This window comes from Bradyrhizobium sp. 147 (assembly GCF_023073935.1).
Taxonomy (GTDB): Bacteria; Pseudomonadota; Alphaproteobacteria; order Rhizobiales; family Xanthobacteraceae; genus Bradyrhizobium.
In genome coordinates, this window is the sequence record NZ_JADPKL010000010.1 from 42483 (window position 1) to 66851 (window position 24369).

Sequence of the window (24369 nt, forward strand, 5' to 3'; positions counted from 1 at the left end):
AACCGCCGGGGTGAACGAAGAATGGCGTCACTTAAAGACATGCGCGTCCGCATCGCCTCCACCAAGGCGACGCAAAAGATCACCAAGGCCATGCAGATGGTCGCGGCGTCGAGATTGCGCCGCGCCCAGCAAGCGGCCGAGGCGGCGCGGCCCTATGCCGACAAGATGGGCGCGGTGATCGCCAATATCGCCAGCGCCGCCGCGGGCTCGCCCGGCGCGCCGGCATTGCTGGCCGGCACCGGCAAGGACCAGGTTCACCTGCTGCTCGTCTGCACCGGTGAGCGCGGCCTGTCCGGCGCCTTCAACTCCTCGATCGTGCGCCTGGCGCGCGAGCGCGCGCAGGCGTTGATCGCGCAAGGCAAGGAAGTGAAATTCTTCTGCGTCGGCCGCAAGGGCTATGAGCAACTTCGTCGCCTGTTCGATAAGCAGATCGTCGAGCACATGGATCTGCGCAGCGTCCGCCAGCTCGGCTTCGTCAATGCCGAGGACATCGCCAAGAAGGTGCTGGCGCGTTTCGACAACGGCGAGTTCGACGTCTGCACGCTGTTCTACGCGCGCTTCCGTTCGGTGATCGCGCAGATCCCGACCGCCCAGCAGATCATTCCGCTGACCGTGGAAGAAAAGGCGGCGAACGCGCCGGTGACATCCTACGAATACGAGCCGGAGGAGGACGAACTCCTCTCCCGCCTCTTGCCGCGCAATATCGCGGTGCAGATCTTCCGCGCGCTGCTCGAAAACAATGCCTCGTTCTACGGCGCGCAGATGAGCTCGATGGACAACGCCACCCGCAACGCCGGTGAAATGATCCGCAAGCAAACCCAGATCTACAACCGAACCCGTCAAGCCCAGATCACCAAGGAGCTGATCGAGATCATCTCCGGCGCCGAGGCGCTCTGACGCACCAATTAAACGACGGTCGTTCAAGTACAGAATTTCGAAGGAGAGCTTCATGGCTACAGCAGCTAACCCGGTCGGTCGCGTCACCCAGGTCATGGGCGCCGTCGTCGACGTTCAGTTCGAAGGCCACCTCCCGGCCATTCTCAATTCGCTGGAAACCAAGAACGGCAATATCCGTCTGGTACTCGAAGTTGCGCAGCATCTCGGCGAGTCCACCGTGCGCACGATCGCGATGGACGTGACCGAAGGTCTGGTGCGCGGCCAGGAAGTGACCGACACCGGCCAGCCGATCGCGGTTCCGGTGGGCGCCGGCACGCTCGGGCGCATCATGAACGTGATCGGCGAGCCGATCGACGAAGCCGGCCCGATCCAGGCGGAAGGCAAGCGCGCCATCCACCAGGAAGCGCCCACCTACACCGACCAGTCGACCGAAGCTGAAATTCTCGTCACCGGCATCAAGGTCGTCGATCTCTTGGCCCCCTATGCGAAGGGCGGCAAGATCGGCCTGTTCGGCGGCGCCGGCGTCGGCAAGACCGTGCTGATTCAGGAGCTGATCAACAACGTCGCCAAGGCGCACGGCGGTTACTCCGTGTTCGCCGGCGTCGGCGAGCGGACCCGCGAGGGCAACGACCTCTATCACGAGTTCATCGAATCCAAGGTCAACGCCGATCCGCACAATCCGGATCCGAGCGTGAAGTCGAAATGCGCGCTGGTGTTCGGCCAGATGAACGAGCCGCCGGGCGCCCGCGCCCGCGTCGGCCTCACTGGTCTGACTGTCGCCGAGCACTTCCGCGACCAGGGCCAGGACGTGCTGTTCTTCGTCGACAACATCTTCCGCTTTACGCAGGCCGGCTCGGAAGTGTCGGCGCTGCTCGGCCGTATTCCTTCGGCGGTGGGTTATCAGCCGACGCTCGCCACCGATATGGGCGCGCTGCAGGAGCGCATCACCACCACGCAGAAGGGCTCGATCACCTCGGTGCAGGCCATCTACGTGCCGGCCGATGACTTGACCGACCCGGCGCCTGCGACCTCGTTCGCGCATTTGGACGCCACCACCGTGCTGTCGCGCGCGATCTCGGAAAAGGGCATCTACCCCGCGGTCGACCCGCTCGACTCGACCTCGCGCATGCTCTCGCCGCTCGTCGTCGGTCAGGAGCACTACGACACCGCGCGCCAGGTCCAGCAGGTGCTGCAGCGCTACAAGTCGCTGCAGGACATCATCGCCATTCTCGGCATGGACGAGCTCTCGGAAGAGGACAAGCTGACGGTGGCCCGCGCCCGCAAGATCGAGCGCTTCCTGTCGCAGCCGTTCCACGTCGCCGAAATCTTCACGGGTTCGCCGGGCAAGTTCGTCGACCTCGCCGACACCATCAAGGGCTTCAAGGGCCTGGTGGAAGGCAAGTACGACCACCTGCCGGAAGCTGCCTTCTACATGGTCGGCACCATCGAAGAAGCCGTCGAGAAGGGCAAGAAGCTGGCGGCCGAGGCGGCCTAAGGCGCGAATGGCGAATAGGGAGTAGCGAATAGAAGCGCTGCTCTCTTCGCCACTCGCTATTCGCTACTCACCATTCGCAAGGTTTCTCATGGCCACCTTTCACTTCGACCTCGTCTCTCCGGAAAAGCTCGCCTTCTCGGGCGAGGTCGACCAGGTCGACATCCCCGGCGTCGAGGGTGACTTCGGCGTGCTGGCAGGACATGCGCCGGTCGTCGCTGCGATCCGCCCCGGCATTCTCACCGTGACCACCGGCGGCAGGCACGAGAAGGTCATCGTGCTCGGCGGCCTTGCCGAAGTCTCCGAAAGGGGCCTGACCGTGCTCGCCGACGTCGCGACGTCGCTGGCCGAGCTCGATCGTGCGCAGTTCGCCGAGACGATCGCGGAGATGGAAGAGAATCTGAAGGAGCACGAAGGCAGCGAGCTCGATCACGCCATCGAGCGGCTGGACCACTTCAAGAGCATCCAGCACCAGCTCAACTCCACGGCTATGCACTAAGCCCCGGGGCACCGCTCCGGGGCTCAAGCCTAGAATTCGTGAACAGCTTCAGCGCTCGTCACATCCGTGGCGGGCGCTGAAGCTTTGATGCACCGTGCCGTGCGCGCCTAATTGAGCTGGCCCAATGCCGACGCAAATGGCGAAGGCACCGATGAGCCGCGGAGCGCCGCGCGGCGATGGCGCCGATGTCGGCACCTTCACCATTCGATTGCGCTTTGCCGCCGATTCTATCCGACGCTTCAAAGGCTTCGCACCAACCACAGCGCATTGCGCCGGCGGTGCTCGGCTACTGTGCATGGGGTTGTTTTCGCAGTTTTAGTTTCCGAACCCCGCGAACTGCCGTGCCACGGCGCGGTAGACGTCGCGGCGGAACGGGACCACGAGGTCGGCGACGCGGTCGAGGCGCTCCCAGCGCCAGGCGTCGAATTCCGCCGGCTGGCCGTTGCGCGGCGTCAGCGGATCGATCTCGTCGTCACGGCCGGTGAAGCGCAGCGCGAACCATTTTTGGCGCTGGCCACGGAATTTCGCCAGCCGGTGCGTCTGCGGTCCGTCGTAAGGTGGGAATTCGTAGGTGAACCAGTCGGTCTCGCCGAGATAGTCGACGCTGACGACGTTGGTCTCCTCCCAGAGCTCGCGCATCGCCGCATCGCGCAGGTTCTCGCCCTCATCGACGCCGCCCTGCGGCATCTGCCAGTCGAGGCCCGGCAGGATGATCTCGGGCCCATCGCCCTTGAAGCGGTGGCCGATCAGCACGCGGCCATCGGCGTTGAACAGGGCGATGCCCACATTTGGGCGGTAGGGCTTTTCCGTCACGCGTGCATCTTTCGTAGTCACTCCGCGCGATGGATTAGCACCGAACCTGGAACGGCAACTCGAATTATTGATCCGCCAGCGCGGAAAATTCCTTCACCACGCGTTCATAGACCGGACGCTTGAACGGGATGATCAAGCCTGGGAGGTTCTTCATCGGCTCCCAGCGCCAGCTCACGAACTCGGCCTTGTGGCCGCCGCCGCCGGGCTTTTCGACATTGATCTCGCTGTCCTTGCCGGTGAAGCGCACCGCGAACCATTTCTGGCGCTGGCCGCGGTAGCGGCCCTTCCAGGTGCGTCCGGCCACCGTGCGCGGAATGTCGTAAGTGAGCCAGTCCGGCACCTCGCCGAGCCGCTCGACCGAGCGTACGCTGGTCTCTTCATAGAGCTCGCGCTTGGCGGCTTCCCAAGTGTCCTCACCGGGATCGACGCCTCCTTGCGGCATCTGCCAGACATGGGTGTCGTCGACATGTTCGATGCCGCCGGCGCGGCGCCCGATGAACACCAGGCCTTTCGGATTGATCAGCATCACGCCGACGCAGGTCCGGTAGGGCAGATCCTCGTAACGCGCCATTCGGCCAGACCTCTCGCATGCCGTCGGTAGCACTCAAGTGGCCCCGCGAGGACCCGTGCCGTACCAATCCGTTGATTTAGCTGGATTTTGATTTCAGCATCGCGGTTGTCAATGGCACCAAAAGGATACCCCGGTCGCCCAGCGACTTGGTCCAGGCAGCGATGCGCTCAATCGAGACCGGCAGGGCCGAGGCCGTGCCGATGGCGGCGCCGCGCTCGCGCGCCGTCGCTTCGAGCTTGTTCAGGGCGCGGTCGATCTCGGTCGGCGTCGGCACCACGTCGATCGCGATGTCGCCCTTGCCGAACGGCATCGCCTGGTTGGCCGCGGCTTGGGACGCGATGCTGCGGGGTGAGGAGCCGTCGTCGAAGAAGCCGAGCCCGCGCTTGGCCGCCTCGCGGATGATCGGCTGCATCGCCGGCTCGGTCGCGATGAAGCGGGCGCCCATGAAATTGGCGAGGCCGGCATAGCCTTGCATCCGGCTCAGGTGCCAGTACAGGCGGTCCATGTTCTGATCAGTGCTGAGCGAGGTCAGCAATGTTTGCGGCCCGGGATCGTTGTCGGGGAAGTCATAGGGCTCCATCGGGATCTGAAGGAAGACCTCGTGGCGCTGGGCGCGGGCCCGCTCGGCAAGCTTGCCAGGGTCTGACCCGTAGGGTGTGAAGGCCAGCGTCACCGCGGGCGGCAGCTTCATGATCGCATCGGTGGTCTTGGCGGCACCAACCCCGAGGCCGCCGATCACGATGGCGACCACCGGCATCTTTGCAGCTTTGGCGCGGTCAGCATCGGCCGCGTAGACGTTGAACGGCTTCAAGTCCCCGGCGACCACCGGGATCATGCCGTAGCGCGACTTCTCCAGCAGTTTTGGTTCGATCCCGGCCATGACAGGAGGCGGTGCCGAAGCCGCCCCGCCTTTGTCGGTGGCCTCGCCAGCGCCGATCACCACGTCATGGCGTGCGCCGGTCGAACCGTCGATCATGGTGACGGTCTTCTGCTCACTGGGAGCGGCCTGCTTCGCCGTCTCCTTGGCCTCGTGCTGGCTGTCATGACCATGGCCGGCGGCGGCCGGCTTCTCTTCGATAGCCTTGTCCGTTGTCTTGGGCTCGTGGATCGCGATCCGCATCATCGGCTCGCCGCCGAGCGGATCTTTGTTGAAGATGGCGAAGCCGGCAAAGGTGACCAGGAACAGGAAAAGCAGGACGGCAAGCAGCTGCATGGCCGTGAACGGCAGCCGCAGCCGGCGTTTGCGGCGCGGCTTATCCTGTCCGAGCGGGGCGCTCAGATCATCGGCCGTTTCAGTCATGCGCGATCCCGAATCACTCGCAACGACGATACCACGCCGAGGTCAAGCGGCGGCAGGCCGGGATCGGCCGGGGGCATCGGGAGTTCCAAGCAAAAAGGGCGGCTTTTGCAGCCGCCCTTTGCAAGAAGTTCGTGTGCGCCGATTCTAGTTCGCCGCTTTGGGCTTGTCGGCGGCGGCCTTGTCGCCGCCCGGCGTCGGCGCGGCCGAGGCGCTGTTCTTGATGCCGTGGAGCAAATCGTCGGCAAGCTTGAGCGCCTTGTCGTCCTTGGCGTCCGGCGGGACGTAGGACTGCGAGCCGGTCTTCTCGTCGCCATCGTTCTTGAGGTGGCCGCGCAGCGACGCCTCACCCTTGGTGTCGGTGCGGGACTTCAGCTCGTCCGGCACGTCCTGAAGCACTTCGATGTCGGGCACGATGCCCTTGGCCTGGATCGACTTGCCCGACGGCGTGTAGTAGCGCGCGGTGGTCAGGCGCAGTGCGCCGTTGCCGCTTCCGAGCGGAATGATGGTCTGCACCGAGCCCTTGCCGAACGAGCGTGTGCCGACGATTGTCGCCCGCTTGTGGTCCTGCAGCGCGCCGGCGACGATCTCGGAGGCCGACGCCGAGCCGCCATTGACCAGCACGATGACCGGCTTGCCCTTGGTGAGGTCGCCCGCATGCGCGGTACGGCGCTGGGTCTCCTCAGCATTGCGGCCGCGGGTCGACACGATCTCGCCCTTCTCCAGGAAGGAGTCGGAGACGGTGACCGCTTCCTCCAGCAGGCCGCCCGGATTGTTTCGGAGATCTATAATGTAGCCCTTCAGCTTGTCGCCGATCTGGTTCGAGAGATTGCCGATCTCGCGCTTCAGGCCTTCGGTGGTCTGCTCGTTGAAGGTGGTAATGCGGATATAGGCGATGTCATCGGCTTCGACGCGCGCGCGCACCGAGCGCACGCGGATGTTGTCGCGCACCAAGGTGACGTCGAGCGGATTGTCCTGGCCCTTGCGGATGATCTTGAGCTTGATCTTGGTGTTGACCGGACCGCGCATCTTCTCGACCGCCTGGTTCAGGGTCAGGCCCTGCACCGCCTCGTCGTCGAGATTGGTGATGATGTCGTTGGCCATGATGCCGGCGCGCGAAGCCGGTGTGTCGTCGATCGGCGAGACCACCTTGATCAGGCCGTCTTCCATCGTGACCTCGATGCCGAGGCCGCCGAACTCGCCCCGGGTCTGCACCTGCATGTCACGGAAGCTCTTGGCGTCCATGTAGCTCGAATGCGGATCGAGGCCGGTGAGCATGCCGCTGATCGCGGATTCGATCAGCTTGGTGTCGTCGGGCTTCTCGACATAGTCGGAGCGCACGCGCTCGAAGACGTCGCCGAACAGATTCAGCTGGCGATAGGTGTCCGCGGTGGCGGCTCGCGCGCTGGAGCCCATGAACACGGCGCGCGGCTGGGTCACGAACAGCGTCAGCGCCGCGCCAGTGGCCGCGCTGAGGAGGATTACTGAAGTCTTGCGCATCATCCGCGAACCTTCTCGCCTTCATTTGCGGCCCACCATGGGCCTGGATCGATTGGAGTGCCGTCTTTACGGAACTCGACATACAGCACAGGTTGACTCGCGTTCGTGGCGAGAATGGAGGCGACCTGAGAGGTCGACCCCATGGTCGCGACCGGCTCCCCCGTGAGCACAAACTGTCCGATGTTGACCGAAATGCGCTCCATCCCGGCGATCAGGACATGATACCCGCCCCCGGCATTGAGGATCAAGAGTTGTCCATAGCTGCGGAAGGGGCCGGCATAGACCACCCAGCCGTCACACGGCGTTGTGACCTGAGAGCCCGGCTTGGTGGCCAGTGAAATGCCCTTCTGGACCCCGCCGATCCCGTCGGAACCACCAAAGTCCCTGATCTTGTTACCATTAACCGGAAGAGGCAGGAGCCCCTTGGCCGACGCGAAGGCCATCGCGGGCGTGGTCCGGGACCGGTCCTTGAAAGCGCCCGGGCCGGACTTGGCGCTGGCGGCCGCCTTCGCCTCGGCCTGCCTTGCCGCCTCGGCCGCCTTCTCAGCGGCCTTGGCGGCGCTTTGCAGATCCTGCTCCATCTTGGCGATCAGGCCCTGGAGATCGCCGACCTGCTTTGACAGCATGATCGCGCGCGAATTCTCGGCGTCGAGATCCTTTTCCCGCGCCGCTTGCAGGCGCTGCCGCTCGTCGACCAAAGCAGTGAGCCGGCTCTGGTCGTTGCGGACCCGGTCGCGGTCGAGGGCGAGCTGGTCGCGTTCGGTGGCGATGTTCTTGCGCAGGGCGACGAGCTCGCCGAGGTCGCCGGCGATCTTCTCGGCGCGGCCGCGCAACTCCGGCACGACGGCGCCCAGCAGCATCGCGGTGCGCAGCGACTGCAGCGCATCTTCGGGGCGCACCAGCAGCGCGGGTGGCGTGCGCCTTCCGGCGCGCTGCAAGGCGGCCAGCACTTCGACGATGTCGGCGCGGCGCGAATCGAGCGAGGCGCGCAGCTGTTGCTCGCGGCCGTTCAGGGTCCGCAGCCGGGCTTCGGCTTCGTCGATCTTGGTCTCGACGGTGCGCACATTGGCGGCGGTGTCGATCAGCTGCTGATTGAGTTGAGTGCGGTCCTGGCCGAGCGCGGTGATCTCGGCCTTGAGCTTGGCCTGCGCTTCCTCCGCGCTCTTCTGCCTGGCGCGCGCGGCCTCGAGCTCCTGCTCGCGCTGCTTGATTACATCGGGCGAGACAGCCGCGGTCTGCGGCGGCGTCGCCGTCTGAGCGTGCGCGAGGCTTGTGCCTGCGAGGCCAGTGATCAGCAGTAGGTTGAGAATCGGCGCACGCATCTCGTCGGCAAAGGTGCTCGTTGTGGCGCGCATCACGCGCGGTGATAGGGGTGGCCGGCCAGAATGGTGGCGGCCCTATAAAGCTGTTCCAGAAGCATGACGCGGACCATTTGGTGCGGCCAGGTCGCAGAGCCGAACGCGATCGCGAGCTTGGCCTTACGGCGCAATTCGGGCGAAAGTCCGTCCGCCCCTCCGATCACGAAGATAGTATGTCCGGCGCCTTCGTCCCGCCAGCGCGCCAGATGCCGTGCGAATACGGTGGAGTCCAGATTCTGACCGCGCTCGTCCAGCGCCACCAGGACCGCCTTCTCCGGAATATGGGCCGAGATCGCCGCGGCCTCTTCAGCCATCCGCGTTGCTGCGTCGCGCGCCCGGCTCTCCGCAAGTTCGTAAATCGAGAGGTCGCGAAATCCGAGCTTGCGGCCGGCCTCGGCGAACCGCTCGAAATAACGGTCGGCAAGCTCCCGTTCGGGGCCCTGCTTCAGCCGGCCCACCGCAATGACAGCAACACGCATGGTAGCTTCAGCGTCGTGTTTTCAAGGTCGCGCGCATCAGACGCGCGCACGACGCTAGCATGCGCGTCAGCCGATTCGAAATCGGCTCGTCAGGCCTCTAGATCGCCTTCGCCGCCCCTGGGCCCTGCGTGTACAATCGCTCGAGATTGTAGAACTCGCGGACCTCGGGTCTGAACACGTGCACGATCACGTCGCCGGAATCGATCAGCACCCAGTCGCAATTGGGCAAGCCCTCGACATGGATGTTCTTGATGCCGTTTTCCTTGAGGCTTTTGGTGACGTTTTCCGCGATCGCGCCAACGTGCCGGTTAACCCGGCCGGTGGTAACGATCATGTAGTCGGAGTACGCCGATTTGCCGCGAAGGTCGATGGTGACCGTCTCTTCCGCCTTCATGTCCTCGAGGCGGGAGAGGATCAGGCTCAGCGTCTTGTCGGCGTCGGGTTGCGCCGTCAAGGCAGCTTTGGGCGATGTTTTACGCGTAGGCTTAGCAACCTTGGGTAAAACAGACTTGGACAATACAGATGTGGCCAGGGACCATTCCTTTCACTGTATCGCGAACGCCGAATCCGGCGCTCACCGGTTACACTACATCATGTGGGGTTAAGGGTTTCAATATGCCAGAGAGCCCCAAATCCACACACTCCGTCTCACTTCGTACCTATTCTCACTTCGTACCTTTCCAGCTCCCGTCCGGGTTCCGCAGGCCCGTCGACGAGAGATTCAGCTTCAATCCGGTCAGGAACACCCAGGCCGGCGCCGGCCGATCCGCAAGCAGTGCCGCCTTATTCTCGGGCAAGCGGTAGCGCGCCAGTGCCTTGGCGGCAGGAGAGGCGAGGGCACGAAAACTTTGCGGCGGGCGATCGATGACCGCAATCGGCACCTGGGCGGCGATCCGCCGCCAGTCCTGCCAACGGTGGAATTGAGCGAGGTTGTCGGCGCCCATGATCCAGACAAAGCGCAAGCCGGGCAAACGGCGGCGCAAGATGTTGATCGTGTCGATAGTGTAACGCGTGCGAATGACGGATTCGAGACAGCTCACCTCGATCCTGGGATCGGCCGCGACGTCACGCGCCGCCTGCATGCGCGCGCCGATCTCATGCAGCGTGCCGTTCTCCTTGAGCGGATTGCCTGGCGTCACCAGCCACCAGACGCGATCGAGCTGTAATCGCTTGAGCGCGAATTGGCTGATGGCGCGATGGGCCTGGTGCGGCGGATTGAACGAGCCGCCGAGCAGGCCGACGCGCATGCCCTGGGTGTAGGGCGGGATCGCTTGCGCCACAAAACGCGGCACGACGAAATTGTTGCTCAATGCCCGCCCCGAGCGGCTACGGCCGCGTCTGCCCGGTGCCAAGGACCCGGTATTTGAAGCTCGTCAGCTGCTCGGCGCCAACAGGTCCGCGGGCATGGAAGCGGCCGGTGGCGATGCCGATCTCCGCGCCGAAGCCGAACTCGCCGCCATCGGCAAACTGCGTCGAAGCGTTGTGCAGCACGATCGCGGAATCGACCTCGCTCAGGAACTTCTTGGCGGCGACCTCGTCTGCGCTCACGATCGCGTCGGTGTGATGCGAGCCGTGGTTCCGGATGTGCGCAATCGCGCCGTCGACGCCGTCGACCACTTTCGCTGCGATGATCGCGTCGAGATATTCAGTATCCCAATCGTCTTCGCTGGCAGGCTTTACGCGTGCGTCGGTCTTCTGCACGGCATCGTCGCCGCGCACTTCGCAGCCGGCGTCCAGCAGCATCTCGACCAGCGGCTTCAGGCTCCTTGCGGCTCCCGCACGATCGACCAGCAGCGTCTCGGCGGCGCCGCAGACACCGGTGCGGCGCATTTTGGCGTTGAGCACGATCGATTTTGCCATGGCGAGGTCGGCGCTGGCATCGATGTAGACGTGATTGACCCCTTCGAGATGCGCGAACACCGGCACCCGCGCTTCCTGCTCGACGCGCGCGACGAGGCTCTTGCCGCCGCGCGGCACGATCACGTCGATCGCGCCGCTCAATCCTGACAGCATCATGCCGACCGCCGCGCGGTCGCGCGTCGGCACCAGCGTGATCGCGGCTTCGGGCAGGCCGGCTTCGCGCAGGCCTTGCACGAGGCATTCATGGATGGCGCGGCAGGAGCGGAAACTGTCGGAGCCGCCGCGCAGGATCACGGCATTGCCGGACTTCAGGCACAGCACGCCGGCATCGGCCGCAACATTCGGCCGGCTCTCGAAGATCACGCCGACGACGCCGAGCGGCACGCGCACGCGCTCGATGGTCAGGCCGTTCGGCCGCTGCCAGCTCTCGGTGACGACACCGATCGGATCGGCAATGCCGCGCACGGTGCTGATGCCCTCGGCCATTCCTTCGACGCGCGCCGGCGTCAGCGTCAGGCGGTCGATGAAGGAGGAGGTCGCGTTGCCGGAGGCGCGGGCTTCAGCGACGTCCTCGGCGTTGGCGGCGAGGATCGCCGCAGCGTTGCCGCGGATCGCCCGCTCAATGGCTTCCAGCGCCCGGTTCTTCTGCTCCGGCGGCGCCAGCGCGAGCACGCGCGCGGCAGCGCGGGCACGGGTACCGAGATCGGACATCAGCGCCTGGAGATCGGCATTGCCGTCAACGGCTTTGAGGGGGGCGGCCATGGGAGTCAACCTTCTGCTAAGGCGGTGTCCTAGCACGGAAATCCTGCGTCTGCGAAGGGCGGGGACGGTATGGCTGGTCTCCCGGCGAAATGGTGCAACAAGGCCATTGGCCCAACCGCGATGTCATGGCCGGGCTTGACCCGGCCATCCACGCCTCTTGCGGCTCGAAGAAGGTGAATGCCCGGGACAAGCCTGGGCCTGACGGCAAAGGCCTACCCGCCCACCACCAGGTCGTCGCGGTGGATCATCTCCGACCGCCCGCTGATGCCGAGGATCGCCATCACGTCCGGGGAGGAGCGGCCCTTGATCCGCTCGGCGACATCGGCGTCATAGGCGATCAGGCCGCGGCCGACCTCGCTGGCGTCGGGACCGCGCACGATCACGGCGTCGCCGCGGGCGAACTGGCCCTCGACCCTGATCACGCCGGCCGGCAGCAGGCTGGCGCCGGCGCGCAGCGCCGTCACCGCGCCGGCATCGATGGTCAGCGTGCCCTTCGGCTCCAGCGTGCCCGCGATCCAGCGCTTGCGCGAGGTGATGGGATTGGCCGGCGTCAGGAACCAGGTGCAGCGGCCGCCATCGGCGATGGCCTGGAGGGGGTGCTCGATCTTGCCGGAGGCGATCAGCATGTGCGTCCCGCCCGTGGTGGCGATCTTGGCCGCCTCGACCTTGGTGCGCATGCCGCCGCGCGATAGCTCGGACTCGGCGTCCCCGGCCACCGCCTCGATCTCTGAGGAGATGCTCTCGACCACCGGAATGAGTGTTGCGTTCGGATTGTTCTTGGGCGGAGCGTCGTAGAGGCCATCAATGTCGGACAGCAGCACCAGCAGGTCGGCGCTCGCCATGGTGGCGACGCGCGCGGCAAGGCGGTCATTGTCGCCGTAGCGGATCTCGTTGGTGGCCACCGTGTCATTCTCGTTGATCACGGGAATGGCGCGCCATTCCAGCAGCTTGCCGATGGTGGAGCGCGCATTGAGATAGCGGCGGCGCTCCTCGGTGTCCTGAAGCGTCACCAGGATCTGGCCGGCTTCGATGCCGTGCGCCCCGAGCACTTCCGACCAGATTCGCGCCAGCGCGATCTGGCCGACGGCGGCGGCGGCCTGGCTCTCCTCGAGCTTCAGCGGGCCGCGCGGCAATTTGAGGCGGCTGCGACCGAGCGCGATCGAACCGGAGGAGACCACCAGCACATCGCGGCCCTCGCGGTGCAGCTTGGCCATGTCGTCCGCCAGCGCCGCGAGCCAGGACGCACGCACCTCACCCCTGTCGGAATCGACCAGCAGCGCGGAGCCGACCTTGACGACGATCCGGCGGAATTGACTGAGTTCGGGGCTGGCCATGTGGGTAGATGTGTTGGCGCTGGATGCAAATTGTTCGGAAAATGGCGGAGCGACAGGCGGAGCCGATGAGCTCTGCTTTTGCAGCAGGACGGTGACGGGCGCAAGGCAGCCGCCATGGTAAACGGCGAATGTCGGCCTTGTGCCGGGCGTCCGCCCGGCTCTAATTGCGGCTCAACGATAAAGGGCCGAAGAGGAAACGAATGGATCGCCGCAAATTCATGGCCGGATGTCTCGGGCTGCCGCTGCTGGCGCAGGCGGGTGGGGCACAAGCGCAGGTCGGGCTCACAAAGATCATCTTCCCGTTCGCAGCGGGAGCAGGCGGCGACACGCTGTGCCGGCTGATCGCGCTGGAGATGGCGCCGGTGCTGCAACGGACCATCGTGGTCGAGAACCGCACCTGCGGCGACGGGCTGATCGGCATCAAGGCGGTCAAAGGCGGCAGTCCCGACGGCAGCATGGTGCTGGTGACGACGGGGCCGACCATGTATCTGCTGCCGATGGTGGAGACGACGCCGAGCTTCGACACGGCGAAGGACTTCTTGCCGGTGTCGCTCTTGGCGCGGTTCGAATTTGCGCTGGTGATCAACCCGGCGGTCGAGGCCACTGATTTCAAGAGCTTTGTGACGTGGCTGAAGGCGCATCCGGACAAGACCTCGTTCGGTGTGCCGAGCAATGGCACCATCCCGCATTTCATGGGCTCCAAGCTCGAGAAGGATCTCGGCATTCCCCTGACCCGCGTGCCCTATCGCGGCAGCGCACCCATCCTCAACGACATCGTCGGCGGCCACATCTCGTTCGGCATCACCACGTTGGCCGATGCTCTGCCCCAACATCGTGCCAAGGGCGTGAAGATCATCGCGGTCGCGAGCGCGGAACGATCGCCGTTTGCACCAGACGTTCCGACGCTGAGGGAGAGCGGCATCGATCTTGTCGCCGACGCCTGGTACGGCATGTGGCTTCCGGCGGGCAGCTCGCCGGAGTTCGCGAGCAAGCTCGGTGCCGCCGCGCGCGCTGCGCTCGCCAAGCCCGAGGTGAAGGAGAAGCTGACGGCGATCGGGCTCATTCCGGTCGGGTCGACACCGGAAGGCTTGACGAAAGAGCTCGCAGCAAACATCGCGCTATGGCAACCGATCGTGAAGGCGACGGGATACCGGATCGAGAATTGATCGGGAGGCGCGCCCCACACTCCACCGTCATGGCCGGGCTTGACCCGGCCATCCACGTGCATCCGCAAATGACGTGAGACGTGGATGCCCGGGTCAAGCCCGGGCATGACGCGTTGAGAAAGCGTCGCGCGCCCTCTTTCTCCTCATCCTGAGGAGCGCGCTCTTGCGCGCGTCTCGACGGATGAAAGGCTCGGCTGGCGCAGCGGGGCCTGCATGGTTCGAGAGGGCGCTTCGCGCCTCCTCACCATGAGGGGCTTAGAGCTTCCCTCGCTGCGCGATGCCGTCCTTGATCGTCGCCAGTTCGGCTTCGTCCCAGACGCCGATCAGAATGCCGCCCTTTACCTGGAGCTGGTTGTCCGCATAGGCCGCGATCTTCTCGCGCGGCGTCGTAATGTGGTCGTTCGGATGCAGCGCCCAGTCGAACAACTCGGCCTGCAACCGCGCGATGATGCCGGCGCACTCGGGGTCGTCGCCGCGGTCCACAAATTCGGCCGGATCGGTTTCGAGGTCATACAGCATGGGGCGGAAGCCGGAGGCGTGGATATATTTCCAGCGGCCGTCAAACACCATGAACAGGCGGCAGCGCTCGATCGGCTGGTTCAACTTCAGCCGCACATCCTGCATGGCGTAGTCATATTCGGAGAACGCCACCTTGCGCCAATCTGATGGCGTGCGGCCGCGCAGCAGCGGCAGCAGCGAACGCCCTTCGAGAATGTGTCCCGGCACCTTGCCACCGAAATAATCGACGAAAGTCGGCGCGAGGTCGATGGCCTCGACCAGCGCGTCGCTGCGTGTGCCGCGCGTGGCGTCGGCCTCTTGCGACGGATCGATCACGATCAGCGGAATCTTCGCTGATTGCTCGTGGAACAGGTCCTTCTCGCCCATCCAGTGATCACCGAGATAATCGCCGTGATCGGAGGTGAACACGATCATGGTTGTCTCCAACAGGCCGCGCGCCTCCAGGAATTTCATCAGCACGCCCATCTGGTCGTCGATCTGGGTGATCAGGCCCATATAGGTCGGGATCACTTTCTCGCGGGCATCGTCGCGTGCCATGTTGCGGGAGTAGCGCATGTCCATGTAGGCGCCGAACACCGGATGCGGATTCTGGCGCTCGCGCTCGGAGCGGATCACCGGAATCATGTCTGACGTCGAATACATGCTGGCGTAGGGCTCTGGCGCGATATAGGGCCAGTGCGGCTTGATGTAGGACAGATGCAGGCACCACGGCCTGCCATCGGTCTCGGCCTCGGTGATGAAGTCCATCGCACGCCGCGTCATGTAGGGCGTCTCGGAGTGCGCGTCCGGCACGCGCGCGGCCTTGTCGGCATGCACCAGCAGCCAGCCGTTCTGCAACGAGCCGTCGTCGGCCGCGCCGGAATTGGCCCAATGCTCCCAGGGATTGGTAGCCTCAAAGCCCTGCTGGCGCAGATATTCATCGTATTTCGGGCGCGGTCGACCGGTCGGATGCAGGCCGTCATCACGCTCGTAAGGTTCAAAGCCGCATTCGGCGACATGCACGCCGATGACCGATTCCGGCGGGATGCCGAGCGCCTTCATGCCTTCCAGATCGGGCGCCATGTGGGTCTTGCCAACCAGCACGTTGCGCACGCCGATCTTGTTGAGGTGATCGCCGAGCGTGGGCTCGCCGACGCGCAAGGGCCAGCCGTTCCAGTGCGAGCCGTGCGAGCGCATGTAGCGTCCGGTGTAGAACGACATCCGCGACGGACCGCAGATCGGCGACTGCACATAGGCCTTGGTGAAGAGCACGCCGCGCTGGGCCATGGCATCGATATTCGGCGTTTTCAGCGTAGGATGGCCGGTGCAGCCGAGATAGTCATAGCGAAGCTGGTCGCACATGATCCAGAGAACGTTCTTCGCGCGCGCCATGCGTCTCGCTCCTGACTTCGTTTGCTGGATATTGCGCTATCGATGGCGCGAAGAAAACCTCTCCCGAACGGAGATGTCGGCATAGGCTGCCTGTGGCGGCCGTCCTCAAGAGAGCTTCGGCTACGCGCCGGGTGAGGAGGGGTCCGCTCTCTTGTCGGACGTTGGCCCGCTGCGCAGAGGTGTGGAGGGAGCGCGTCGCTCTCCTCAAGCCGACCACGGCTCCGCTTCGGCGGCGCTCTTGGCCTTGGCGGAGACCGGGTTCTCGCCGATCACGTCGGCCAGCGCGCGCAGCGCTTCCTTGACGCCCTGGCCGGTCACGGCGGACAGCAGCAGCGGCGTCTTCCTGGCGGCGCGCTTCAAGCGGTCCTTCTGCTTTTTCAATTCGTCCGGCTCGACCGCATCGATCTTGTTGAGCGCGACGATCTCGATCTTGTCCGTGAGCTGGCCGCCATAGGCATCGAGCTCGGTCCGCACCGTCTTGTAGGCCTTGCCGGCATGTTCGCAGGTTGCGTCGACAAGATGCAGCAGCACGCGGCAGCGTTCGACATGGCCGAGGAAGCGGTCGCCGAGACCGGCGCCTTCATGCGCGCCTTCGATCAGACCCGGAATGTCGGCCAGCACGAATTCGCGGCCGTCGGCATTCACGACACCGAGCTGCGGATGCAGCGTGGTGAAGGGATAGTCGGCGATCTTCGGCTTTGCTGCGCTGACCTTGCTGAGGAAGGTCGACTTGCCGGCATTGGGCAGGCCGACGAGTCCGGCATCCGCGATCAGTTTCAGCCGCAGCCAGATCCAGCGCTCCTCGCCCGGCTGGCCGGGATTGGCGTTGCGTGGCGCGCGGTTGGTCGAGGTCTTGAAATGCGCGTTGCCGAAGCCGCCATTGCCGCCCTCGGCTAGGACGAATCTTTCGCCGACCTTGGTGAAGTCGTGGATCAGCGTCTCGCGGTCTTCGTCGAAGATCTGCGTGCCCATCGGCACTTTCAGCACGATGTTCTTGCCGTTGGCGCCATGGCGGTCCGAGCCCGAGCCATTCTCACCCTTCTGGGCTTTAAAATGCTGCTGATAGCGGTAATCGATCAGCGTGTTGAGGCCATCGGCGACCTCGATAATGACATTGCCGCCGCGGCCGCCATTGCCTCCGGAGGGGCCGCCGAATTCGATGAACTTCTCGCGGCGGAACGCCACGCAGCCGTTCCCGCCGTCACCGGAGCGGATATAGACCTTTGCTTCGTCGAGGAATTTCATGGGCCATAGGTAGGCCAGCCGATCCCGCGCGGCAACCCGAACTTCTCCGTGAATCGGCCGAATTTCGGCGATTTTGCCCCGTGCTTAACCCGCTGGTCGCCGCCGGATCAGGAATTTCTGCGTGCCCTCCAGCACCAGCTCCTTGCGCTGGTTGAACACGGTGCTTCTGAGCGTCACGGCGCCGGTCGTGCGCCCCGGCACCAGCTCGGTGACTTCAAGCGCGGGATAGATGGTGTCGTCGGCGAACACGGGCTTGAGGAACCGGCTTGATTGCTCGAGGAAGCCGACGAGGGACTCCTCGACCATGAACGGAAACAGGCCGGCCCCGGGCGCGGTGTGGATCAAGGTCTGGAAGCCGTGGGCGAGCAGATGCGGCATGCCGCGGCTGCGGCAATATTCCACGTCGTAGTGCACCGGATGAGTGTCGCCGCTCGCGGTCTGGAACGCTGCGAACACGGCGGACGTCTGGGTGCGGCTGGGCAGCACGAAGCGTTCGCCGACGACGAAATCTTCAAACCAGCGTTGTGTGGGGATCATGCGGTGCTGGGAGGGATCGAAGTCGGTCATGCGCTGCACCATTCGGAACGGACTCGGTGCATGATGCGTATCGCGCTCCGCGCAGTGCGACAATGCGTTCAATTCACCAGAGGTGGACTTGTCCGGCGCGCCCACGCGATTAAAACGACGCATATGCCCTTCTTCAAGTCTCTCTCCGCCTATGACGACCGCTCGGCACGGCTCGCCGGCATCGCCTTGATGGTGCTGTCGATCTTCCTGTTCTCGTTCGGCGACGCCATGGGCAAGTTCCTGGTCGGCACCTATTCGGTGGGGCAGCTTTTGTTCCTGCGCGCCTGCGCGGCGCTGCTCTTGCTGTCGCCGCTGATCTGGCGGCAGCGTCGCCAATTCTTGGAGCTGGAGCGGCCGCGGTTGCAGCTGTTTCGCGTCGTGCTGTCGACGCTGGAGGTGGCCGCCTTCTTCCTCGCGACCGTCTATCTGCCGCTCGCCGACGTCATCACTTATTATCTGGCCGGCCCCATCTTCGTCACCGCGATGTCGGCGGTCTTTCTGGGCGAGCGGGTCGGCTGGCGGCGCTGGACCGCGATCCTGATCGGTTTCTGCGGCGTCTTGATCGCGCTGCGGCCATCCGCGCAGACCGTCAGCCTGCCGGCGCTGATCGCGCTCGGCGGCAGCCTGTCGTTTGCGACGCTGATGCTGATCACGCGCAGCCTGCGCAAGACGCCTGACATCGTGATGGCGTCCTCGCAATTCATCGGCACGTTTTCGCTGGGGGCCGTGCTCTCTGCATTTCACTGGGTGCCGCCGACATCGGGGAGCCTCGTGATCTTCGCATTGGCGGGATGCGTCTCGGTCACCGCGCTGTTCTGCGTCAACCGCTCGCTCAAGCTCGCGCCGGCCAGCGTCGTGGTGCCCTACCAATATTCGATGATCGTCTGGGCTGTGATCTTCGGCTTCGTCGTGTTCGGCGACGTGCCTGAGGTCGCGACACTCCTCGGCGCAGCCATCATCATCGGCGCCGGGTTCTATATCTACTTGCGAGAGCGCGATCTCGGGCGTGAAAGCGCAGAAGTGAATCCGCCGGCGTGATCCCCACCCTCCTCCTCAAGCGCCCTCAAGGGGGAGGGTGATTCGCGCACTACCTCATCCGCCTTGCGCTGCTCCAGCTCTTCAGCGACGCCCACACACGCCGCGCGACAGGCGGAAGCAATCGACGGGCGTGGACGATCCCAGCGCCAGGAAGCGGTGCAGCTGGACGCCGCTCCACTGGAAGCCACACTTCTCCAGTACCTTGCGCGAGGCCGGGTTGGTGACGCGCGCGCCGGCATAGAGCTGGTCGTCCTCGAACTCCTCGAAGAAGAAGTCGATCGCGCCGCGCGCGGCCTCGGTCGCAAAGCCCTGGCCCCAATGCTCGACGCCGAGCCAGTAGCCGAGCTCGGCATTGTCGGGTGTGGAGCAGTCGATGCCGACCATGCCGATCGGCCCAGAATCGTGCTCGATCAGGAATACGGTCTCGCTGCCGAGCGCGGCGGTGGCGCGGATGAATTCGACAGCGTCATCCTGCGAATAGGGATGCGGGAGGCGGCGGGTGTTTTCTGCGATGCGGCGGTCGTTGGCGAGCCGCGCGATGGTCCTGACGTCGGCCAGTGTCGGCCGCCGCAAGGTCAGCCGCTCGGTGGCGACGACGGTCGGTCTCGCCTCCTGCAAGGTCACGCTCGAGAAATCCTGCAACATGTCCGGCTCCTGGAAAGTCACTAATTCCAAAGTGAGTAAGTCAAAGAAAAGGGGAGGCCGGTTTCCCGCCTCCCCTGGAGCCTTCGATCACTTGATCTTTAGGACTCCGCCGGTTTGGTCAGGACCCGGCGGACTCCAATTTGGTCCACCGTCTATTCAGCCGCCTCAGCGATCGGGAGCACCGATACGAAGGTGCGGCCGTTGGCTTTGGCCTGGAACGCAACACGACCTTCGACCTTGGCGAACAAAGTGTGGTCCGTGCCCATGCCGACATTAAGGCCGGGGTGCCAGGTGGTGCCGCGCTGACGCGCAATGATGTTGCCAGGGGTGACGAACTCCCCGCCGAACGCCTTGATGCCGAGGCGCTTGCCCTTCGAATCGCGTCCGTTACGCGATGAACCGCCTGCTTTTTTGTGAGCCATGGCTCGTCTCCGAAATCCTACGTATGTCTAGATCAATTCCTTGACGGAATCATTTCACGATTTCTCACGCATCAATTCGTGAATTGGCGTGATCAAATCTTTTATTCGGCGGCTTCCTGTGCGGACTCCTTGGCCACCTTCTCCTTCTTCGGACGCGGGCCCTTGGTGGGCTTGGCGCCGTCCGTCAGGATCTCGCTGACGCGCAGCACCGTGATCTCGTCGCGGTAGCCGCGCTTGCGGCGCGAGTTCTTGCGGCGGCGCTTCTTGAACGCGATGACCTTTGGTCCGCGCTTGTGGTCGAGCACCTCGACCGCAACGGACGCGCCTGCGACCGTCGGGACGCCCAGGACCGGCGTGTCGCCGCCGACCACCAGAACGTCATTCAGCTGCACGATCGAGCCGACTTCGCCTTCGATCTTGCCTACTTCGAGAACATCATCCGGCACGACGCGGTATTGCTTGCCGCCGGTTTTGATGACTGCGAACATCGTTTTTTCCTTCGTGTTCAATCCCGGCCTCGCGACGAGACGCGTCGGGGCCGGCTTTTTGTCAGTCGCTACGGGTTTATGCGAGTTTTGTGCGGGTGGGACTTATCCCCTTGAAAACCCACGCAAAAGCAAGCGGCGCGAGAAACGCCCCGCGCCGGTTGTGGGACTTATAGCCGCCGGACGCCACAAGTCAAGGAAAACCGCCGAAAACGGCCAGAATTGAAGGATTTTGGGCCCATTGCGGTGCGTGGGCTGAATCTGCGTCCGGCTTGCAACCAACGAGTTCCCTCCCCGTTGTGTCCTCGCAAATCGGACACGCGGGCAAGGGCTATCATGGCAACAGACGAGCTGGTCAAGACGACGGGTATCGCCCAGCATGGGGCGAGCCGCCTGCCGTCGGTCGACGTCGACAGCTTCAACATCGAGATCAAGGACGACGAGGGCTTTCTGGGCGATCGCGCCAGCAAGGGCGCGTTTCGCGAGATCCTCGAAGAATGGCGCAAACCGCTTCGCAAGAGCGGCGAGGATCCCTTCGGCGACGAGCCGTCCGACAAGATCAGCAAGAAGGCCCTCGATGCCGTTCTGGTCGGCGACGATACCGAGGCCACGGCCGTCGTGCACAGCGCGATCGAGGATTTCGCGCAGGAGCTCGCCTACGTGACGCGGCGGTTCCTCAAGACCAAGGCCTGGGCCAAGACCGAGTGCATCGTGGTCGGCGGCGGCTTTCGTGCGAGCCGACTCGGCGAAATCGCCATTGCCCGGGCCGAGATCATCCTCAAGTCGGAAGGCTTCAAGGTCGATCTGGTGCCGATCCGCTTCGATCCTGATGATGCCGGGTTGATTGGAGCCCTGCACCTTGCCCCGTCCTGGATTTTCGAGGCCTATGACAGCATCCTCGCGGTCGATATCGGCGGCACCAACATCCGCTGCGGCATCGTTGAGACGCGCTGGAAGAAGGCGCCCGATCTGTCCAAGGCCGTCGTCTTCAAATCCGATCTGTGGCGCCATGCCGATGATGAGCCGAGCCGCGAGGCCGCGGTGAAGCGGCTCGTCAAGATGCTCGAAGGCCTCATCGAGGATGCCGAAGCCGAAGGCTTCAAGCTCGCGCCGTTCATCGGCATCGCCTGTCCCGGCGTGATCAACGCGGACGGCTCCATCGAGAAGGGCGCGCAGAACCTCCCGGGCAATTGGGAGAGCAGCAAGTTCAACCTGCCGGCGAGCCTCACCGAAGCCATCCCGCAGATCGGCGAGCACGACACCGCGATCCTGATGCACAATGACGGCGTGGTTCAGGGCCTTTCGGAAGTACCGTTCATGCAGGACGTCGACCGCTGGGGCGTCCTCACCATCGGCACCGGGCTCGGCAATGCGCGCTTCACCAACCGCCGCAAGGACAACGGTAATGGCAAAGACCGGGATTCCACGGAGAACGGGAAGAAAAAGGGCAAGGACAACTAGCTAGCGTTTTCGAGCGAAGTGGACACCGGTTCGCGTCAAGAAAACGCGTCCAACAAGGATCTGGAGCTCGCTTTCGGGCTCCGGGGTAACCTTGACTGGCAAGGTTAAGGGGCGGATTGCATTGCGCCATGCCGGCTGCGCGCTACCGTCGAACCGTCGCTTCACTCGGCCGGCGAAGCCGCCCTTCCTGGCCAGTATTTCAATGAGCGGCATCGGGACCGCCAGTGTTTACCGCGTCTGGCGGTCCCACCCCGTTTTTGGACCCGGGCCTCAATTCCAGCCGATGCGCTGAAAGAACGCCGCGATCTCCGCGGCCGCGCGATCCGGATCTTCCCGATGCGGGAAGTGCCCGACGTCCGGAAACATCGCCAGATCGAGCTCGCTGAAGGTTTCCCTGAGCCGATCGGTCCAGGCATAGGGAAACAGCGGGTCGTGCTCGGCCCAGCGCACGCAGGTCGGCACATTGATCGGCGGCAGGCGTGGCGCCTCACCCTTCATCATCGCGATGCGCCCGGCATGCGAGGCGCGATAATGCGCAAAGCCGCCGGCGAGATTGCCGTCTTTGAGGAAGTTGTCGGCGAAGGCGTCGAGCACGTCGTCGAAAGCATTCTTCCGGTGCGCCCAGCCTTCCAGGAAATGGCTGATATAGAGCCAGCAGGTCTCGCGGCTGGCGCCGACGAGGCTGGGTGCTATCTCCATCTGGTGAAAGGACTGGTACCAGATGTGGTTGAGCCGGTCGGGCGCCGCCATGCGCGGCCCGATGCCGGGATAGACAAAATCGAAGAAGAGCAGCCCGGCAAGCCGCGTCGGTGCCTGCCGGGCCAGGGGCTGCATCACGGCGCCACCGACGTCATGACCCGCGACGCCGAATCGCTCGATGCCGAGTCGGTCCATCAGCGCCAGCATGTCCGCCGCATGGCCATCCGGCCCGTAAGGGCCGTCAGGCTTGTCGCTGTCACCGAAGCCGCGCAAATCGGGCGCGATCAGCGTGAAGCGGTCCGAAAGCCGCATCATCACCGGCTCCCAGGTCAGCCAGAATTCCGGCCAACCATGCAGCAAAAGCAGCGGTTGGCCCCGCCCGGTGCGGACCAGGTGGAAATTGGCGCCATTGGCGGGGACGGTCAGATGCTCCACGGCGGTTCCTTTCGGAATGCAGCGGCGTTTTCGAGCGAAGTGGACGCCGGTTCGCGTCAAGAAAACGCGTCAAAACAAGAATCTAGAGCTCCGTTCGATTCCCCGGAGCGGAGCTCGAGGTCAAGGGATGAAACAGGCGGCGGATTTTCGCCTTTCGCGCCTTGTCTGGCCGGCCATCCTCGCCTATTACACGCCCCGACCACAGGGGGTTCCTACCTCTTATCGGCACCTTCAGGAGAGGTGGCAGAGTGGTTGAATGCACCGCACTCGAAATGCGGCATAGGTGCAAGCCTATCGGGGGTTCGAATCCCTCCCTCTCCGCCATTTCAGCGACTGTCCGGCCCGGACACATGGGTAACAGGTCGTACCTGAGACATGGGTGACAACCTCGTGCCGTTCGGGTGTCGAGGGTTGCAGGGTCAGTCCACGCCTTCATGGCGCCGGACCATTATTGCTCGGCACGCACTTTCGCCGTCAACCCCGCGCCAAGGGGGCGCGCCCCTGCGGGCTTCGGGGGTTGACCGCTCAGCGCGGCCAAGCAAGTGGCTGGCCATGCCCAAGAATGAGCAAGAGTGCCTTATCAGTCAGAGCGACGATGTCGTACCGGAGACCTCGGTGACGGGCTTCGGGCCGAATGGGTTGTCGAGAGGTTGCAAGGTCTTTTGCTCCAGGTCGAAGTATCCCAGATCGTAGTGCATGAAGCTGACGAGCCAGATGCCGTCGTCGACTTCCTTGATGCCGAGCTTCTGGCCGGCCAGCACGGTCGAGATGTTGATCCTCTTGCGATGCAGGCAGAGCCGGCCGCAGGCCGTGACAAGGACGTCGCGGTCATGGAATGGGTAGGACAGTTCGGGTAGGCCGTCATAGCGGCGCGGTGACGCCGCATACAATTGCGCCGGACACTTCATGCCGAGCGCCTCGTGCGGTCTTTCTATGTTGAACTCGTGAACGAAGGCATCGAAGCGGCCTTGTTGTTGCAGAATGTTCGCGCCCGGTGGCCGGGTCGCCTCCTGCTTCAGCGTCAGATGCATGCGCTCATGGCGGCCATTCTGCTGCGGATGGCCAGGCTTGATGCGCTCGATCGCGATGCCGAGGCGAAGCCACCAGACCGCGAGTTTTGACAGATTGAACAGCGCATTGGGGCTGGCGAACGGCACGCCATTGTCGGAGCGGATCGACAGCGGCAGCCCGCGTTCGGCAACAGCCGCTCGAACGCCGTCACTGCCAGTTCCTCTCGCGTCGACTCCATGGCTTCGCACATCAGCAAGAACCGCGAAGCCTGATCGGTCACGGTGAGGGGGTAGCAGTAGCGTCCGTTGCCGAGCTTGAACTCGCCCTTGAAGTCGGCGCACCAAAGGTCATTGGGAACGGCGCCGGCCGACAGCGGCGTGCCCTGCGCGCGGTTCTTCCGTTCACGGGCGCGCTTGACCAGGCCGTGGCGATCGAGCACGGCA

General features: G+C 64.3%; 22 protein-coding genes, 1 tRNA gene and 2 pseudogenes. 7 read left to right on the top strand and 18 right to left on the bottom strand.

Annotated elements, in window-relative coordinates:
- The first annotated feature begins 21 nt into the window (after positions 1-21).
- The 3 genes from IVA87_RS02495 (at position 22) to IVA87_RS02505 (ending at position 2888) form a co-directional block, all read left to right on the top strand.
- A complete protein-coding gene (locus IVA87_RS02495; RefSeq protein WP_247300027.1) occupies positions 22-897 on the top strand; it encodes a F0F1 ATP synthase subunit gamma in 876 nt (291 codons plus the stop codon).
- Between the two features lie 52 nt (positions 898-949).
- Entirely contained in the window at positions 950-2392 is a 1443-nt protein-coding gene (gene atpD, locus IVA87_RS02500; protein ID WP_247300028.1) for a F0F1 ATP synthase subunit beta, read from the top strand.
- 88 nt (positions 2393-2480) lie between these two features.
- Positions 2481-2888 carry a F0F1 ATP synthase subunit epsilon gene (locus IVA87_RS02505; protein WP_247281228.1) on the top strand — a complete coding sequence of 136 codons (408 nt, stop codon included), beginning with the start codon at positions 2481-2483 and terminating at the stop codon, positions 2886-2888.
- 315 nt (positions 2889-3203) lie between these two features.
- Here IVA87_RS02505 and IVA87_RS02510 read toward each other — a convergent pair whose 3' ends face one another.
- From IVA87_RS02510 to proB, 10 genes are all read right to left on the bottom strand, one after another.
- Entirely contained in the window at positions 3204-3701 is a 498-nt protein-coding gene (locus IVA87_RS02510; protein WP_247300029.1) for an RNA pyrophosphohydrolase, read from the bottom strand.
- A gap of 64 nt (positions 3702-3765) precedes the next feature.
- On the bottom strand, positions 3766-4272 hold the full coding sequence (locus IVA87_RS02515; protein ID WP_247300030.1) for an RNA pyrophosphohydrolase: 507 nt from the start codon (positions 4270-4272) through the stop codon (positions 3766-3768).
- Positions 4273-4348: 76 nt separating this feature from the next.
- Positions 4349-5572, bottom strand: a complete 1224-nt coding sequence (locus IVA87_RS02520) for a divergent polysaccharide deacetylase family protein (RefSeq protein WP_247300031.1) — start codon at positions 5570-5572, stop codon at positions 4349-4351.
- A 144-nt stretch (positions 5573-5716) separates the two neighbouring features.
- Entirely contained in the window at positions 5717-7072 is a 1356-nt protein-coding gene (locus tag IVA87_RS02525) for a S41 family peptidase (protein ID WP_247281224.1), read from the bottom strand.
- Entirely contained in the window at positions 7069-8391 is a 1323-nt protein-coding gene (locus tag IVA87_RS02530) for a peptidoglycan DD-metalloendopeptidase family protein (RefSeq protein WP_247300068.1), read from the bottom strand. Before IVA87_RS02530 ends, IVA87_RS02525 begins: the two co-directional genes overlap by 4 nt.
- A gap of 32 nt (positions 8392-8423) precedes the next feature.
- Positions 8424-8906 carry a 23S rRNA (pseudouridine(1915)-N(3))-methyltransferase RlmH gene (gene rlmH / locus IVA87_RS02535; RefSeq protein WP_247281223.1) on the bottom strand — a complete coding sequence of 161 codons (483 nt, stop codon included), beginning with the start codon at positions 8904-8906 and terminating at the stop codon, positions 8424-8426.
- Between the two features lie 97 nt (positions 8907-9003).
- Positions 9004-9360 carry a ribosome silencing factor gene (gene rsfS / locus IVA87_RS02540; protein WP_247300032.1) on the bottom strand — a complete coding sequence of 119 codons (357 nt, stop codon included), beginning with the start codon at positions 9358-9360 and terminating at the stop codon, positions 9004-9006.
- Positions 9361-9571: 211 nt separating this feature from the next.
- Entirely contained in the window at positions 9572-10216 is a 645-nt protein-coding gene (locus IVA87_RS02545; protein WP_247300034.1) for a nicotinate-nucleotide adenylyltransferase, read from the bottom strand.
- A gap of 16 nt (positions 10217-10232) precedes the next feature.
- Complete coding sequence (locus IVA87_RS02550; protein WP_247300036.1) at positions 10233-11528, bottom strand: glutamate-5-semialdehyde dehydrogenase; 1296 nt, start codon at positions 11526-11528, stop codon at positions 10233-10235.
- Positions 11529-11740: 212 nt separating this feature from the next.
- Positions 11741-12862, bottom strand: coding sequence for a glutamate 5-kinase (proB, locus tag IVA87_RS02555; RefSeq protein WP_247300038.1), 1122 nt, complete (start codon positions 12860-12862; stop codon positions 11741-11743).
- A gap of 200 nt (positions 12863-13062) precedes the next feature.
- Here proB and IVA87_RS02560 point away from each other — a divergent pair, with 200 nt between their 5' ends.
- Positions 13063-14028 carry a Bug family tripartite tricarboxylate transporter substrate binding protein gene (locus IVA87_RS02560; protein WP_247332650.1) on the top strand — a complete coding sequence of 322 codons (966 nt, stop codon included), beginning with the start codon at positions 13063-13065 and terminating at the stop codon, positions 14026-14028.
- 255 nt (positions 14029-14283) lie between these two features.
- Here IVA87_RS02560 and IVA87_RS02565 read toward each other — a convergent pair whose 3' ends face one another.
- The 3 genes from IVA87_RS02565 to IVA87_RS02575 all read right to left on the bottom strand — a co-directional run bounded on the left by IVA87_RS02565 (position 14284) and on the right by IVA87_RS02575 (position 17730).
- Positions 14284-15918 (bottom strand): alkaline phosphatase family protein, encoded by a 1635-nt coding sequence (locus tag IVA87_RS02565; protein WP_247300043.1) that lies wholly within the window; start codon positions 15916-15918, stop codon positions 14284-14286.
- Positions 15919-16122: 204 nt separating this feature from the next.
- The gene (gene obgE, locus IVA87_RS02570) at positions 16123-17163 is read right to left on the bottom strand and encodes a GTPase ObgE (RefSeq protein WP_247300045.1); all 1041 of its coding nucleotides are present in this window, start codon (positions 17161-17163) and stop codon (positions 16123-16125) included.
- Positions 17164-17247: 84 nt separating this feature from the next.
- Complete coding sequence (locus tag IVA87_RS02575) at positions 17248-17730, bottom strand: MaoC family dehydratase (protein WP_247300046.1); 483 nt, start codon at positions 17728-17730, stop codon at positions 17248-17250.
- Between the two features lie 123 nt (positions 17731-17853).
- On the opposite strand from IVA87_RS02575, the gene IVA87_RS02580 reads away from it, so the two are divergent.
- Positions 17854-18768, top strand: coding sequence for a DMT family transporter (locus IVA87_RS02580; protein ID WP_247300048.1), 915 nt, complete (start codon positions 17854-17856; stop codon positions 18766-18768).
- Positions 18769-18817: 49 nt separating this feature from the next.
- Here IVA87_RS02580 and IVA87_RS02585 read toward each other — a convergent pair.
- The 3 genes and pseudogenes from IVA87_RS02585 to rplU all read right to left on the bottom strand — a co-directional run bounded on the left by IVA87_RS02585 (position 18818) and on the right by rplU (position 20323).
- Positions 18818-19413, bottom strand: a pseudogene (locus IVA87_RS02585) (GNAT family N-acetyltransferase).
- A gap of 152 nt (positions 19414-19565) precedes the next feature.
- A complete protein-coding gene (rpmA, locus tag IVA87_RS02590; RefSeq protein ID WP_247300051.1) occupies positions 19566-19835 on the bottom strand; it encodes a 50S ribosomal protein L27 in 270 nt (89 codons plus the stop codon).
- A 101-nt stretch (positions 19836-19936) separates the two neighbouring features.
- Positions 19937-20323: a 50S ribosomal protein L21 gene (gene rplU, locus IVA87_RS02595; protein ID WP_247279921.1), complete on the bottom strand. Its 387-nt coding sequence runs from the start codon at positions 20321-20323 to the stop codon at positions 19937-19939.
- 333 nt (positions 20324-20656) lie between these two features.
- Here rplU and IVA87_RS02600 point away from each other — a divergent pair, with 333 nt between their 5' ends.
- Entirely contained in the window at positions 20657-21781 is a 1125-nt protein-coding gene (locus IVA87_RS02600) for an ROK family protein (protein WP_247300052.1), read from the top strand.
- Between the two features lie 270 nt (positions 21782-22051).
- On the opposite strand, the gene IVA87_RS02605 is transcribed toward IVA87_RS02600, so the two are convergent.
- Positions 22052-22915 carry an alpha/beta hydrolase gene (locus tag IVA87_RS02605; protein ID WP_247300054.1) on the bottom strand — a complete coding sequence of 288 codons (864 nt, stop codon included), beginning with the start codon at positions 22913-22915 and terminating at the stop codon, positions 22052-22054.
- Positions 22916-23149: 234 nt separating this feature from the next.
- Here IVA87_RS02605 and IVA87_RS02610 point away from each other — a divergent pair.
- Positions 23150-23239, top strand: a tRNA-Ser gene (locus tag IVA87_RS02610).
- Between the two features lie 260 nt (positions 23240-23499).
- On the opposite strand, the pseudogene IVA87_RS02615 reads toward IVA87_RS02610, so the two are convergent.
- Positions 23500-24369, bottom strand: a pseudogene (locus IVA87_RS02615) (integrase core domain-containing protein); the annotation flags it as partial.

Excerpts from the sequence above, each read along its gene's own strand:
- IVA87_RS02495 (WP_247300027.1), top strand. The coding sequence starts at position 22 with ATGGCGTCACTTAAAGACATGCGCGTCCGCATCGCCTCCACCAAGGCG.
- atpD (WP_247300028.1), top strand. The coding sequence starts at position 950 with ATGGCTACAGCAGCTAACCCGGTCGGTCGCGTCACCCAGGTCATGGGC.
- IVA87_RS02505 (WP_247281228.1), top strand. The coding sequence starts at position 2,481 with ATGGCCACCTTTCACTTCGACCTCGTCTCTCCGGAAAAGCTCGCCTTC.
- IVA87_RS02515 (WP_247300030.1), bottom strand. The coding sequence starts at position 4,272 with ATGGCGCGTTACGAGGATCTGCCCTACCGGACCTGCGTCGGCGTGATG.
- IVA87_RS02520 (WP_247300031.1), bottom strand. The coding sequence starts at position 5,572 with ATGACTGAAACGGCCGATGATCTGAGCGCCCCGCTCGGACAGGATAAG.
- IVA87_RS02525 (WP_247281224.1), bottom strand. The coding sequence starts at position 7,072 with ATGATGCGCAAGACTTCAGTAATCCTCCTCAGCGCGGCCACTGGCGCG.
- IVA87_RS02530 (WP_247300068.1), bottom strand. The coding sequence starts at position 8,391 with ATGCGTGCGCCGATTCTCAACCTACTGCTGATCACTGGCCTCGCAGGC.
- rlmH (WP_247281223.1), bottom strand. The coding sequence starts at position 8,906 with ATGCGTGTTGCTGTCATTGCGGTGGGCCGGCTGAAGCAGGGCCCCGAA.
- IVA87_RS02550 (WP_247300036.1), bottom strand. The coding sequence starts at position 11,528 with ATGGCCGCCCCCCTCAAAGCCGTTGACGGCAATGCCGATCTCCAGGCG.
- proB (WP_247300038.1), bottom strand. The coding sequence starts at position 12,862 with ATGGCCAGCCCCGAACTCAGTCAATTCCGCCGGATCGTCGTCAAGGTC.
- IVA87_RS02560 (WP_247332650.1), top strand. The coding sequence starts at position 13,063 with ATGGATCGCCGCAAATTCATGGCCGGATGTCTCGGGCTGCCGCTGCTG.
- IVA87_RS02565 (WP_247300043.1), bottom strand. The coding sequence starts at position 15,918 with ATGGCGCGCGCGAAGAACGTTCTCTGGATCATGTGCGACCAGCTTCGC.
- obgE (WP_247300045.1), bottom strand. The coding sequence starts at position 17,163 with ATGAAATTCCTCGACGAAGCAAAGGTCTATATCCGCTCCGGTGACGGC.
- IVA87_RS02575 (WP_247300046.1), bottom strand. The coding sequence starts at position 17,730 with ATGACCGACTTCGATCCCTCCCAGCACCGCATGATCCCCACACAACGC.
- IVA87_RS02580 (WP_247300048.1), top strand. The coding sequence starts at position 17,854 with ATGCCCTTCTTCAAGTCTCTCTCCGCCTATGACGACCGCTCGGCACGG.
- rpmA (WP_247300051.1), bottom strand. The coding sequence starts at position 19,835 with ATGGCTCACAAAAAAGCAGGCGGTTCATCGCGTAACGGACGCGATTCG.
- rplU (WP_247279921.1), bottom strand. The coding sequence starts at position 20,323 with ATGTTCGCAGTCATCAAAACCGGCGGCAAGCAATACCGCGTCGTGCCG.
- IVA87_RS02600 (WP_247300052.1), top strand. The coding sequence starts at position 20,657 with ATGGCAACAGACGAGCTGGTCAAGACGACGGGTATCGCCCAGCATGGG.